Genomic DNA, 13,057 nt, shown 5'->3' with positions numbered 1-13,057 from the left:
TTTCTTGGTAATCGATGCACAACTTGTCCGATGAAAAACCATATTAAAAAGTTTATCATATATAACTATAAAAGGAAAGGAATTGCTATTACAAGCCTCCCCTTCCTCTCATTTAATCTTCTTTCTATACTTACTACTTGATATACAGCATTCAGATTTCACTAGATAAATATTTTTATTCCAGTCCGTTATATTTTTGTATATCATATTTTAATAACAGCTGTGTTAAGTGCTCGGCATGCCCCTTTTCTTCATTAATTATTGAATATAATGCATACTTGACATCACTATAGGGGATTTCATCTAAATGCTGTTCATATAGGATAACCGCTTCAAGTTCGCCTTTTACGTCTTCTCTTACATTATTTAAGATAATCTGCTTATCGTAGTTTGGCGTATATGTTTGAATCGGTGATTTAGGGCCTAATTTATCACCAATATGATCTGTGTATGCTTGAAATTGTGCAGGGTCATATTTGCGAATCAAAGTAAGAATCATACCATAGTGTTTTTTTTCATCTCCCACGATGCTTCTCCAAGCAGCATTGATGTCTTCCATATTTGAATTTGCAATGTGATTTTCATAACCGTTTATCGCATCAATTTCACCTATTAATATCTCCCTTAATTTATTCGTATCAAGAGACGCAATTCCTTGCGGCTGACCATATGGATTAGTGTAACTCATATATTCCTCCTATATATAGCTTCTAAATTGGTGTACATAATATACTATTCTTCAATAATCAACTATGTTCGCACTCAATGGAGGAAGTATAAAAATATAAAAAAGATGTATTTCAACCAGTAATTATATTCTAGGCAAGCGGAAGAAACTGGTCAATAAGTTCGTAATTTTTTTTCTTTCGACGATGTCTTGATTATACATTAAGATGCCCATATACCTGGTAATATTTAAGGACATATATAATCAGTTAGTTTAAAAAATAAAGATACCACCATGGTAGCAGATAATTTTTTTTGCATCATATTTCATTATTTTTTTTAGTGATACTTCGGCTTCTTTTGGATCTAATGTATATTGGGGGTTTGCAATCACAATCTCTCCATTTTCAATTACTGCTGCATCCCCTGTAATGATAATTTTCTTCTGATTAACATAAACAGAAATATGTCCTGGTGTATGTCCTGGTGTCTCAAGGATCGTACAACCCCCACACCAATCAAAATAATCTCCATCTTGGACTTCAAAATCCACTTCAACAGGTTGAACACTTTTTAGAATGTTACAAAACGCCAAACCAAAAGCCTTTTGTTCTTCAGGTAAATAAGGCTGCATTTCTTCTGCTTGCTTCAATCGCAAATTCTTAATTCTACCAGAAATATATGGTGATTCCTTTTTACTTGCAATAACCTTTATATGCGGATATTTCTGCTTTAAATCATATAATGCCCCCATATGATCATGATCTTGATGCGTAATCAAAACATGGGTCAAATCTGCACAATTAAGCTTGTTTTTCTCCATTTCCTGTTCAATAATAGGAAGAAAACCGGTATATCCGCAGTCAATTAAGATCATATTCGTATCATCAATTAAAACAGTTGGATATATAACATCCTCCATTTCACCAAATTTGAATTTCAGATCTAAAACTATTACTTTATTCATATATAAATTCCTCACTTTGTTCTTTTATAACTTATTTTTAAACTGTTAATCGACACAGAATTGGAAAAGGTTATGTAATACATAATCTCTTCAGCCTTTCATCTCTTCAGCCTTTCATCTCTTTTGTTAATATCTCTCGTTATTTAATTGTATTCCCTTAATGGTTTAATTCTTATCAACTTTTGAATACCGGATTTTTCAACATCTAAGAATACCCAGTCTTCATCCACATCCTTAAGGATACAGTCCTTTGATTTCCATCTTGAAATCGATTGTCTGGTTACTATCGAAAACCCTCCATCAAGTTTCAGTTTCTTAATGTCGCATTACAATTGCATTGCATGTTACATAGCTGATTTTTCAATGATTCTTCTATATAATACTAAATATTGGCCGTAAACTCAAAGAATATTTTAAATTCCTTGACATCAATATCACATAATTATTAGAACTGCAATCTCTTCTCAATAATTTTACTCTACATTAATGAAATACTATAGATCCAACAAAACTGTATAGAGTAACAATTCCTTTAGGGCACTCCTGATAACTGAATCAGCCACCAATCATAAAAACTGGTTACTGTAAACTTCTATTGACAATTTATTATATAGACTATAAAGTAAAAGAGAGTGGTCTATCTTAATAAGTCTATTTCTTAAATGAAAAGAGGAATTTTTATGTTTAAAAAATCACTTTTTTACATGATCATAATTTCATGTTGTTTTATTAATATTAGTTGTAAAAAAAAATCTCAGTCAAGTGAATCAAATGCAGACACTATGACACCAACTCAAGATATTATGGATACAACTACTTCAAATGATAACGTGGAAAATGCAGAAAACAATCAAACAAATATTTCTAGTGAGCCTGAAACGGAAACGGATAATTCTATTATTCCAATTAATACATCTAAACCATTTAAAGGACAAATGAATTTGCACAATGAAACGGAAATTTTCCTCTATGGAACTTGGCAAGTTGAGAAACTTTTAGGATTTGCAAATTCATATAATGATGCTTCTGAATATCCAACTGGGCAAAAAGTTATTGATGATAAGATTATAATCAAAGAAGACTTATTTTCATCAATGGAGCTTAAAAACTATGATGTTTATCAATACATAACAAGAGATCCTCTCTATGATATAAGCACAATATGCTATAACTCAGATTCTTTTTATAGACTATTTAAAATAGATCTGCCAGGTTTAAATGTAAATGATGAAGTAAAATGGTTAGAAGTTTACCTGTCTTCTACTGAACATGGTCTTAGTATACCTGTATCTTTTTTTGTTGTTAATCATGATAGACTTATCCTACTATTAGAAGCAACATGTTTTGAGCTAAAAAAAGTAGTTGATTAAATTAATAAAAGTTCTGCTTTGTATTAATAGATTAAAGCCGTTCTATTTATCATTCCAGTTGGTTTTAGCCGCTTTTCATTATGAAAGGTATACGCATCCTTTTCCTTATCATAGATCATATTTTCTCGTTTGCTGATATTATTCTTAAAATTCTTCTTTTTCCACTTTTCATATGTTTGTGGTTTTATATAGGCCACGAATATTTTAGAGAAAAAGCAAAATAATATATTGTATCTTATCCCTTATAATTATTTATAGTCTACCTGTCTATAAATAATTATAATTTTAGAAGCGTAGGCAGCTCACAATCAGTTTAAGTATAAAAACGCTAAAAACTGGGTCTGCAAGCTTTGGAAAGGCTGGTTATTAAAATGGTAAAGTATACTAGTGGCGCGGATTTACCGGTAGGTCTTGGTTTAGCACTCGAACAATATAATGCAATGGATCATTTTTTCTCTTTATCTGCGGAAGCACAACAGCAGATTGTAGACCATACTCAAACAATACAGTCAAAAAATGAAATGCTTAATTACGTTCAATCTATCGTAACGAAATGAAGTGTTTTATAACCGTGGTGAACTTCGCAAAGGCTATTTTGCTGATCCGCGTAGTTCACCCAATTGAATTAGGCTCAAACCAATCGCATCTTCGTTCCGACAGCACGATCATCGCTCCGGAAGTCTTTTTTTTGTTCTTAATTTTTAATATGCTGCTGTTTTAGCCAAACCTGCATCATCATCTTTTGTGGTAATAACTTTGCCAATAAGTGACTGAATTTTGTATAAATACCATAGACAGAAATATCTTTATTTTTCTTAGCATCTTTTAATGCTTTTTTAGCAACAAGATCTGGTGATACCATACCAGCGAAATTATTGGTACCTTTTTCTGCTCCAATCACCCCTCTGTCAAACAACCCCGTTATCATCCAACCTGGACATACGGCAATTGCATTAATTTCTTTCTCTTTAAGTTCAATATTTAATGCTCTGGTATAATTTCTTACAAATGCTTTGGTTGAGCTATAAATGTTCTGATATGGTAATGGTTGGAATGACGCCTGAGAAGCAATATTTATGATGTGACTACCTTTTTTCATGTATGGAATACATATTAGTCCCATTGCCACAACAGCACTAATATTTAAGTCAATCATATTAAGAGATACATCGATACTGAGGTCATTATAGGAACAAAACTTAGCAAATCCTGCATTATTTATAAGGTATTTTATACATACGTCTTCTTTCTTCAAAAAATCTTTAAGTTCCTTTATCTCCTCTAATTTTGATAAATCTTTTGAAAAAACTTTTATCTTGCTCCCAAATTCAGTAACTAATTGATCTAATCGCTCTTTGTTTCTTGCGATTGCCCAAACTTCCGCTATATCCTTTTCATTATTCAATAACTTTAGAAACTCCTTACCCAATCCACTATTAGCACCAGTTATAATTGCAATTTTCTTTTTACTCATAATTTTACTCCTTTATTAAGTAAAGAAGAGATTGACTATAACTATAGCCAATCTCTTTACTCACTTACTGTATTTATTTTTTTAATGCAGCACGTAGCAAGTCACTATCTTTTTTAATTAAGTCAATCCACTGGGCTTTTGTTTTATCTCCACTTACTAAGGAGTTTACTGTTCCAAATACGGTATCAGCAAAATTTACACCTTCTACTGGTTCTGTCGCTGCAAAACCACCTAAAGCAGCTTTTGCACCGTTATCGTAGATACTGTAGAATAACTTGTTGTCACCTTCTAATTTTTTAGCAAAACCAACGATTGGTTGAATAGCACCGGACTCTGCGAAAATCTTAGCAGCTTCATCAGAATACATAAATGCTACAAATTGTTTTGCTGCATCTTTATGCGCTGCAGCTACTGGAATCCATATCTGCTCGAACCATGTAAAGGAATAGGAATCTTCACCCTTAGCGATTGCTGGAAGGGCTGTAAATCCCCATTCAAAACCTTTTGCACGAGGAGCATCCTTCATTTCACCAACAACCCAAGTACCATTTGGCATAAATAAAGCCTTGTTATTTAAGATTAACTGCTGATTCTTAAGGTAATTATCGTTATTAGCGTTAGATGGAACTGATTTTTCAGTATAAGATGCTAATTTAGCAACAATGTCAAATGCCTTGTTTGCTTCTGGAGTATCCCAGATCCCTTCTGTATATGTGGTCGCTTTTGTAAAGAAATCTGCACCGCCTACTTCATAAAGAAGTGCATAGAAGAATGCATCAAAATAACCTGCAGTTGGATAAGCAAATAATGCGATACCTTCTGCTTTTGCTTTATCTCCTAATGCCCACATTTCATCCCAAGTAGTTGGAACTGTCCAGCCTTTTTCTGCGAATAAGCCTTTGTTATAGAATAAACCACATGGGCTGTAGAACATCGGTGCCATGTATGTCTTTCCATTGTTATAAGGATTTGTTAAAGATGATTCTGTAAATCCACCAGCAATCTTATCTTTAACCTTCTTGTCTTCTCCTGGAACTGTCATATTTAAAACATCAGTAAGTTCTTCTAAGCCATTCTCTTTTATTAAAGTCTCTGTTAACGCTGCTGGACGTCCCGTTGCTAAATGCACAACATCTGGATAATCACCAGCCTTCATTCCTGCACCAATCACATCCTCTAGTAACTTGTCGGTTGTAAGTTCAACTTTAATGCCAGTTTTTGCTTCAAATGCTGCACAAACTTTTGTCCACATGTCAGCACCATAAGCTGTCTCGATTGCTGCTACTTTTATTGTAACATTTTGCTTTGGGCTTTCTGTAGGGGTCTCTTTGGAAGCCTCATTCGTAGGTCCTGCGGTAGGAGCTGGTGTTGTACCTTCACCTGTTGTATTTTTTTTACCACAACCAGCGAATAAACTAATCACCAATGCAAGTACTAATAAGATACGACTTGTTTTTTTCATATATGTTTCCTCCTTTAGGCTATATATGTATATTTGCTAGCACTTAATGAGTTTACTGTTGTATTTAAATTTATGAAGAAAAAACTAAGCACTGTTAATAAGGATAATATACCCAACATTAATTTTTTCATGCCCATATTAGGTCTTATAAAAACAGAGAGTGGAAAAAGCTTATATTTAAAGGATATTATGAGCAACTTCCGTTACAAACTTAGGGCAAATAACGATTTGGAAACGTGAATTCACATATAAGAGGCAATTACAAAATGAATAATTAAAAATGTCAAACAAAAAAGGACCCTGTATAAAGAAATTATATCTTTTTCTACAAGGTCGCAAATTATTAATTTTTCTTCTCTCAATAACTCTTCTCAGGTGTAAAGGACTATCGATATTGCTACTTACAATTACAGAAAATTATGCTTACGATACGTTTCATGTAAAAAACCTTCATTGGAAAACGAATCTGTTATATTAATCAATTTTTTAGTTACATTAAACAGATGTTAATCTCTCAATTGCCTCATCCTCTGTGGAAACAAAAAATAAATCCTTTCCATGATTACTTTCATACATGAGATCTTTTAATGGCTTGCTTGTATAGATGGAGAAGTCTCCGGTAATAGCCACTTTCACATCATAATTAATAAACTTTTGAAGTATTTCTCCTGCAAGACAAGTGCTTAGTTTAAAAAAATCTTCTGTTATGGTTGATTTATTTAGAATTATCCGATTACTACCTGTTTCATAATTTACAGTCATTATCAAATCAAGAGCAGACTGAACATCAGTTATTAGTTGATCCTCACTGTTAACCAATGCTATTGCTATGTTATTTCTTATTATTGTTTTAATATCCATAATTTTAAATCCCCTTTCAAACGCCGTAATGATTATTGGTTTATTTTCTATCTACAAGTAGAGATATTACACTAAGCATCTCTTCCATGAATTTTACTTCACCCCAAAGCAACACCTTCAATTTATTATCCTTTTCGTAATACTTCACATTTAACGTTGAATTCTGCATCTCGGGGTCTTTGCTATTCATAACGGCAAGAAGAGTATTCGATATCCTCATATATTGTCCTTTATCTATTTCCTCAATATCTAAAACCGTTGATACATTGATTTTTCTCTTTACAGTCTTGGAGAATGTCTCATTGGAGGAAAATTCAATAACTTGTTCTCCCTCTCTCTGGTCTTTACTATTTTTCATAAAGGAGTTTAAATCATCATCGGATACTCTCCACTGCTTTCCGACTTTACTTGCTCTAAGTTTACCATTTGATATGAAATTTCTTATTGTTTTGTGGTGCATATCTAGAATTTCTGCAACTTGATTAATAGTATAAAATTTATCTTCCATATAAAATTACCCCTTCATGGATCAATTAGAATATTGTATTTTGATATATATTATTGTTTTTTGTTACACTTTATTTAACTTTATTATACTTTAAGTAATTTTATTTGTCAACAATATTAGCCTCTACCTAAAAAAAGGACATGAAAGTTGTCACTCTCATGTCCTCAATTCTAGTGGATTTCTATTATTCTCTTTTTGAATAATTACTGTTTTCTATTAGCAACTTCTTTTAACAACTTCTCTGAAACTTCTCTAAGCAAAAGGAGTTGGTATCCATATGTCCCATGAACATAGTTACCATTTACAATAGACTTCATGGCATACTTAAGTTTATCTTAATTATTTGTTGATTACTCATTGATTTGTTGATTACTCATTGATTTATTGAATCTTTAAATACTGCTCAATAACAAGAAGAGTATCCTCAATATCCTGATAAGTGTGAGCATTAGAAAAGAACATTGCCTCAAATTGAGCAGGTGCTATATAGATTCCATGTTCTAACATAAATCTAAAATATCTAGCAAATTCCTTTGTATCAGCAAGCTTTGCTGTTTCGTAATCCGTAACCCTTGAATCAGCAAAGAAAATACATGCTAATGAACCTACCCCAGACACTTGATACTTTATATTATACTTATCAAATAATTCATTTACTTTATTTCTAAAATACTCCCCTAGTTCATTAATCTTCGTATATACCTCTGGATGTTCCTTTAAGTACTTAAGCTGAGCCATGCCTGCTGCCATAGCTACTGGATTTCCACTTAAGGTTCCTGCTTGATATACCGGACCAACTGGAGCAACCATTTCCATAATTTCACGTCGTCCACCATAGCAACCCACTGGCATACCACCGCCTATAATTTTCCCAAAGGTAGCTAAGTCTGGTATTATATTATAATAACCTTGTGCTCCACTTAAAGAAAGACGAAAACCTGTAATTACTTCGTCAAAAATTAGAAGTGCTCCATGTTTCGTACACAACTCTCTAAGGCCTTCCAAAAATCCCTCTTCGGGTAATACAACTCCCATATTAGCAGCCACTGGTTCTACAATAATAGCAGCAATTTCATCCTTATTCTGTTTAAATAATTCTATAACACTATCTAAATTATTATATTTTGCTTGTAATGTGTCTTTTACACAATTACTTGGAACTCCCATACTATCTGGAATACCCGCGACCATAACCCCGGATCCTGCTTTTACTAATAATCCATCACTATGACCATGATAGCAACCTTCGAATTTAATAATTTTATTTCTTTTTGTATATCCTCTTGCAGCTCGAATGGCACTCATTACGGCTTCCGTTCCAGAGTTTACCATTCGTACCATTTCAAAGCATGGAACAATTTCACATAATAGTTCTGCCATTTCAACTTCAGCCTCTGTAGCCGCGCCATAACTTAACCCTTTTTGTGCAGCTTCTATTACTGCTGTACGAATCACTTCATGATTATGACCTAAAATCATCGGCCCCCATGAATTTATATAATCAATATATTTATTTCCATCTACATCATAGATATAAGCCCCATCTGCTGACTCAATAAAACGCGGACTACCGCCTACTGATAAAAATGCTCGTACCGGACTGTTTACTCCACCTGGAAGATGTTTTACTGCTCGTTCAAATAGTTGTTCTGATTTTGTCATTATCCAATTCTCCCATCCTTAATAAATTTAGCCAATTCTTTTGCATAATAAGTTATTAAAATATTCGATCCAGCACGATATATACTTGTAGCGGATTCGCAAACGATACTATCTTCATCTATATATCCGCAATTTGCAGCAGCTTTAATCATGGCATATTCTCCACTTACACTATAAGCGGCCACCGGTAACGTGATCTCATTAGCAACCTCACGAATAATATCAAGATAGGATAGCGCAGGTTTCACCATGATAATATCTGCACCTTCTTCTACATCCAGTAAAGCTTCTTTTAAAGCTTCTTTTCTGTTGTGATAATCCATTTGATAGCTTTTTCGGTCTCCAAATGCGGGTGCCGAACCAGCAGCTTCACGAAATGGACCATAAAAAGCAGAGCTGTATTTTACAGCATAAGACATAATTGGTGTATCTATATAACCGTTTTTATCAAGTAAGGTACGAATCTCATTGATTCTTCCATCCATCATATCTGAAGGTGCTACCATATCAGCACCGGCGGCAACATGTGATAACGCAATATTTGCTAAATATGGCAGAGTGGCGTCATTATCAACCGTGTCACCCTTTAATATGCCGCAATGACCATGAGATGTATATTCACACATACATACATCTGTTATAAGGTACATATCTGGACATTCTCTTTTTGCAATTCTTAATGCTCTTTGAACAATTCCATCCTCCGCATAGGCTCCACTTCCACATTCATCCTTACTGTCAGGTATTCCAAAGAGCATTACACTCTTAACTCCAGCATCTGCTGCTTCATAAAGAGCTTTCGGAAGCATATCTACGCTATAGCGATATTGATTTTCCATTGATGGTATTTCTTCCTTAATACCATTTCCATCTTTCACAAACATAGGATAAATCAAGGATGAGGCATCCATCCTAGTTTCCCTTGTCATTGTTCGAATCAATGGATTTGTTCTTAATCTTCTTGGACGTTTTAATAATTCCATATTACATTAATCCTCCATATTTCCAATGCTAAGGGAACTATTTTACAGTTCCCTCTGCGTAAATTTTTGAAAACAAGTCTGCTTAGTAGTAGGCTGGAAGTTTGTGCCGAGGATTACGCAGCCACAAACTTCTGTGTGAGATTTAGAAGTTCTTCGGCACCGTATTAAGGTGCCCTAGAATTTCTTCTCACAATTCTCTCTTGTTTATTTCTATAACACTCTCAATTAAACTATCAATAGTAGCTTCTTTTGCAACATTAATTTTCATTCCATAGAAAGCTGCTTCTTTTGCTGTTAGCTCTCCAATACATACTGCTTGAACCTTATGAAAATCTATATCTTTCATTGTATTAACAAAACTTCGAACTGTAGAAGCACTTGTAAATGTTACAATATCTGATTCCTCTATATTTACTTGCTCATTATCCTCATAGACAATTTCATACACCGGAACAGCCTTCATATTTACCTTTGTAGTGGATAAATAATTAGCAAGTTCGCTATCTGTTTCTTTCGGTATTAGTACAAGCACTTTATCCTGTGGTTTAGCCATCGCTTCAATTCCTTTTGCCAGTTCCATTCCATAATATTTCTCTGGCATATAGTCTACACGAATACCTCTTTTCTCTATTGCCTTTCGGGTCGTAGGTCCTACAGCTGCAAAATGACAATTCCATAAGCTTCGAATGTCAATCTGCTGCTGCCATAAACAATCAAAGAAAATATCTACCGCCACTTCGCTTGCAAATAGAATCCATTTATTATCCTGGATTGTATCAAGCACCTCGATCAACTGGGTATTATCCTCAATTGGTTTTGTATAAGTTCCAGATAACATTACTACCTCTGCTCCAAGATCATAAAGTTTCGTTGCTAGTGAAGATACTTTATCTTTTGGTCTTGTTACAACTACTCTTACCCCGCCAAGTAATCTCTTTTCTGCCCAGGCAAAGGTTTGAGAAAGCGAACACACTTTACCTACTACAATAATACCAGGTGTGCCTATGTTCTGATTGTTTGCTTCCTCAGGTAACGTAGCCAGGTTTGCAATAATCTTTCTTTGCTTTGCAGTAGTGCCACGTTCTAATATTGCAGCCGGTGTAGCTTGATCCATTCCTGCATCAATTAATCCTCTGCAAATATCGAATAATGCAGCAACACCCATTAAAAACACAAGCGTTGTATCTCCAAGAGCTACTAAACTTTTATAATCTATGGATTCTTTACATCCTTTCTTTCTATGTCCGGTAATAATATGTAAGGATGAGGTAAAATCACGATGAGTCACTGGTATCCCCGCATAGGCAGGTACAGAGATTGCAGATGTTATGCCTGGTACAATCTCATAAGGAATACCATGTTCACAAAGTAACTCAAGCTCCTCTCCTCCTCTACCAAATAAGAAAGGATCACCGCCTTTTAACCTTACTACCCTTTTACCTTCCAAAGCCTCTTCTAATAGAATCTCATTAATACGCTCTTGTACTACCGTATGATTTCCTGCATATTTACCAACATTTATCTTCTTTGCAGACTTTGGTATCATACAAAGAATTCCATCTCCTACCAACTGATCATATACCACTACTTCCGCTTGCTCTAAAACAGCTTTTCCTTTTATCGTGAGCAATCCAGGGTCTGACGGCCCTGCACCAACTAACCACACTTTTCCTGCCATCATCCAATCTCACCTCTTAAGCGTAATGCCAATTGTTCTCCGACTCTTTCTGCTCTTTCCTTGTGGTCTACAACTGTGGCAACTCTATGTTCTGTTGTTTTCTCATTATAATATAAGCCGACTAACTTCAATTCTTCCCCTTCTACTGCTGCATATGCTGCGATTGGTGAAGAACAACCCCCATCTAAGGTGCGGACAAAGCTTCTCTCTGCTAAGGAAGCGTATGTTGTATTAGCATCCTTGATATTTTCTAGGAAATCAACATTTAAATCTCTCCTAGCTTGAATGGACAGTATACCTTGACCTGCTGCCGGAATCATCTCTTCCACTGAAAAATAATGACTGATACGATGTGGTAAGCCAACTCTTTGTAACCCTGCTGCTGCTAAAATCAAAGAAGTATACTCTCCTCTGTCTAATTTGTCCAGTCTTGTAATAACATTGCCGCGAACACCGCTAGTACCAGCACTTGGCAATAATTTTTGTATTTGTAACTTTCTCCTTGCACTAGAAGATCCGATATTTTGATAGTATAAGTTCATATCTTCATATTCAATGAATTCACATCCTTTTGGCAACACTAATACATCTCTCGCATCCCCGCGCTTTGGTAATGCCACAATCGGTAGTTCTTTGTTCTCTTCCATTGGCATATCCTTTAAACTATGAACTGCTATATCAATTCTGCCATCTAGTAATGCTAGGTCTAATTCCTTAACAAAGAGACCTTTTCCCCCAATCTTATCTAAACTTTGATCTAGTATTAAGTCACCGGTAGTCTTTAGCGTAACTAACTCTAACTCTATTTCCGGGTTATTGCGATTAATCTCGTGCATAATTAATTCCGTCTGCATTACAGCTAATTTACTATCTCGACTACCCACCACGATTTTTTGCTTTTTCATATTAATTACCACGCCTTTCTAAGCCTGTAACTTTGGTCAGCTTTGTTTTGTCACTTTACCTCATTATTGTCTCTAGATCCTGTTGTATTTTTCTTGTCACATTTTTTGCCAAATGATGATTCGTACCGCTGGCAGTGATTCCAACTACAACCTCTCCCTTTACTGCGATGCCTGGAAAATAGAAATTACTCTCTTCCTTACAATCACAAATATTTCGGTAGCAATTCATTCCTTTTGTTTCTAAATAAACAGAGTAATTAACTCTTCTATCATTGGTGCATGCTAAAACCATATATCCTTGTTCACAATCACCCGTTTCATATTCCTTTTGTGACCAAACGATCTTTTGGTTATGAAATAAATCCAGTAACTCTTCATGCAAATGCGGTGCAATAACCGTTATCTCCCCATCAAACAAAAGCAGTGCTTGTATTCTTCTTAAGGCTATGTTTCCACCGCCAATTACAACGATCTTTCTATTCTGTAAATCTATAAATACTGGAAATCTCAAACCGATCCTC

General features: G+C 34.6%; 13 protein-coding genes. 2 read left to right on the top strand and 11 right to left on the bottom strand.

Going from position 1 to position 13,057, the window contains the following annotated elements; all coding sequences use genetic code 11:
* Positions 1-175 precede the first annotated feature (175 nt).
* Positions 176-688 carry a ferritin family protein gene (locus tag CPHY_RS09310; protein WP_012199820.1) on the bottom strand — a complete coding sequence of 171 codons (513 nt, stop codon included), beginning with the start codon at positions 686-688 and terminating at the stop codon, positions 176-178.
* A gap of 252 nt (positions 689-940) precedes the next feature.
* Positions 941-1,633, bottom strand: coding sequence for an MBL fold metallo-hydrolase (locus CPHY_RS09305; protein WP_012199819.1), 693 nt, complete (start codon positions 1,631-1,633; stop codon positions 941-943).
* A gap of 680 nt (positions 1,634-2,313) precedes the next feature.
* On the opposite strand from CPHY_RS09305, the gene CPHY_RS21945 reads away from it, so the two are divergent.
* The gene (locus CPHY_RS21945) at positions 2,314-3,003 is read left to right on the top strand and encodes a hypothetical protein (RefSeq protein WP_012199818.1); all 690 of its coding nucleotides are present in this window, start codon (positions 2,314-2,316) and stop codon (positions 3,001-3,003) included.
* Positions 3,004-3,374: 371 nt separating this feature from the next.
* Entirely contained in the window at positions 3,375-3,560 is a 186-nt protein-coding gene (locus CPHY_RS09295; RefSeq protein WP_041703432.1) for a hypothetical protein, read from the top strand.
* A gap of 137 nt (positions 3,561-3,697) precedes the next feature.
* On the opposite strand, the gene CPHY_RS09290 is transcribed toward CPHY_RS09295, so the two are convergent.
* The 9 genes from CPHY_RS09290 to CPHY_RS09250 form a co-directional block, all read right to left on the bottom strand.
* Positions 3,698-4,477 (bottom strand): SDR family NAD(P)-dependent oxidoreductase, encoded by a 780-nt coding sequence (locus CPHY_RS09290; RefSeq protein WP_012199817.1) that lies wholly within the window; start codon positions 4,475-4,477, stop codon positions 3,698-3,700.
* Positions 4,478-4,550: 73 nt separating this feature from the next.
* On the bottom strand, positions 4,551-5,939 hold the full coding sequence (locus CPHY_RS09285) for a carbohydrate ABC transporter substrate-binding protein (RefSeq protein ID WP_012199816.1): 1,389 nt from the start codon (positions 5,937-5,939) through the stop codon (positions 4,551-4,553).
* Positions 5,940-6,434: 495 nt separating this feature from the next.
* On the bottom strand, positions 6,435-6,800 hold the full coding sequence (locus tag CPHY_RS09280; RefSeq protein ID WP_012199815.1) for a DUF4180 domain-containing protein: 366 nt from the start codon (positions 6,798-6,800) through the stop codon (positions 6,435-6,437).
* Positions 6,801-6,840: 40 nt separating this feature from the next.
* The gene (locus CPHY_RS09275; protein WP_012199814.1) at positions 6,841-7,308 is read right to left on the bottom strand and encodes a helix-turn-helix domain-containing protein; all 468 of its coding nucleotides are present in this window, start codon (positions 7,306-7,308) and stop codon (positions 6,841-6,843) included.
* A gap of 381 nt (positions 7,309-7,689) precedes the next feature.
* Positions 7,690-8,970, bottom strand: a complete 1,281-nt coding sequence (hemL, locus tag CPHY_RS09270; RefSeq protein WP_012199813.1) for a glutamate-1-semialdehyde 2,1-aminomutase — start codon at positions 8,968-8,970, stop codon at positions 7,690-7,692.
* Positions 8,970-9,953 carry a porphobilinogen synthase gene (gene hemB / locus CPHY_RS09265; RefSeq protein ID WP_012199812.1) on the bottom strand — a complete coding sequence of 328 codons (984 nt, stop codon included), beginning with the start codon at positions 9,951-9,953 and terminating at the stop codon, positions 8,970-8,972. The genes hemL and hemB overlap by 1 nt, the downstream gene beginning before the upstream one ends.
* A 187-nt stretch (positions 9,954-10,140) precedes the next feature.
* On the bottom strand, positions 10,141-11,634 hold the full coding sequence (gene cobA, locus CPHY_RS09260) for a uroporphyrinogen-III C-methyltransferase (protein WP_012199811.1): 1,494 nt from the start codon (positions 11,632-11,634) through the stop codon (positions 10,141-10,143).
* Positions 11,631-12,536: a hydroxymethylbilane synthase gene (gene hemC, locus CPHY_RS09255; protein WP_012199810.1), complete on the bottom strand. Its 906-nt coding sequence runs from the start codon at positions 12,534-12,536 to the stop codon at positions 11,631-11,633. Before hemC ends, cobA begins: the two co-directional genes overlap by 4 nt.
* Positions 12,537-12,591: 55 nt before the next feature.
* On the bottom strand, positions 12,592-13,047 hold the full coding sequence (locus CPHY_RS09250) for a precorrin-2 dehydrogenase/sirohydrochlorin ferrochelatase family protein (protein ID WP_012199809.1): 456 nt from the start codon (positions 13,045-13,047) through the stop codon (positions 12,592-12,594).
* Positions 13,048-13,057: the final 10 nt, after the last annotated feature.

This window comes from Lachnoclostridium phytofermentans ISDg (assembly GCF_000018685.1).
Taxonomy (GTDB): Bacteria; Bacillota; Clostridia; order Lachnospirales; family Lachnospiraceae; genus Lachnoclostridium; species Lachnoclostridium phytofermentans.
The sequence above is the reverse complement of the archived record's forward strand: the minus strand, read 5'-3'. Positions and strand labels throughout refer to the sequence as shown.

What these genes read in the sequence shown, in the direction of transcription:
- CPHY_RS09285 (WP_012199816.1), bottom strand. Translation starts at nt 5,939, where the DNA reads ATGAAAAAAACAAGTCGTATCTTATTAGTACTTGCATTGGTGATTAGT.
- CPHY_RS09295 (WP_041703432.1), top strand. Translation starts at nt 3,375, where the DNA reads ATGGTAAAGTATACTAGTGGCGCGGATTTACCGGTAGGTCTTGGTTTA.
- CPHY_RS09305 (WP_012199819.1), bottom strand. Translation starts at nt 1,633, where the DNA reads ATGAATAAAGTAATAGTTTTAGATCTGAAATTCAAATTTGGTGAAATG.
- CPHY_RS09275 (WP_012199814.1), bottom strand. Translation starts at nt 7,308, where the DNA reads ATGGAAGATAAATTTTATACTATTAATCAAGTTGCAGAAATTCTAGAT.
- CPHY_RS09290 (WP_012199817.1), bottom strand. Translation starts at nt 4,477, where the DNA reads ATGAGTAAAAAGAAAATTGCAATTATAACTGGTGCTAATAGTGGATTG.
- CPHY_RS21945 (WP_012199818.1), top strand. Translation starts at nt 2,314, where the DNA reads ATGTTTAAAAAATCACTTTTTTACATGATCATAATTTCATGTTGTTTT.
- hemC (WP_012199810.1), bottom strand. Translation starts at nt 12,536, where the DNA reads ATGAAAAAGCAAAAAATCGTGGTGGGTAGTCGAGATAGTAAATTAGCT.
- hemL (WP_012199813.1), bottom strand. Translation starts at nt 8,970, where the DNA reads ATGACAAAATCAGAACAACTATTTGAACGAGCAGTAAAACATCTTCCA.
- cobA (WP_012199811.1), bottom strand. Translation starts at nt 11,634, where the DNA reads ATGATGGCAGGAAAAGTGTGGTTAGTTGGTGCAGGGCCGTCAGACCCT.
- hemB (WP_012199812.1), bottom strand. Translation starts at nt 9,953, where the DNA reads ATGGAATTATTAAAACGTCCAAGAAGATTAAGAACAAATCCATTGATT.
- CPHY_RS09280 (WP_012199815.1), bottom strand. Translation starts at nt 6,800, where the DNA reads ATGGATATTAAAACAATAATAAGAAATAACATAGCAATAGCATTGGTT.
- CPHY_RS09310 (WP_012199820.1), bottom strand. Translation starts at nt 688, where the DNA reads ATGAGTTACACTAATCCATATGGTCAGCCGCAAGGAATTGCGTCTCTT.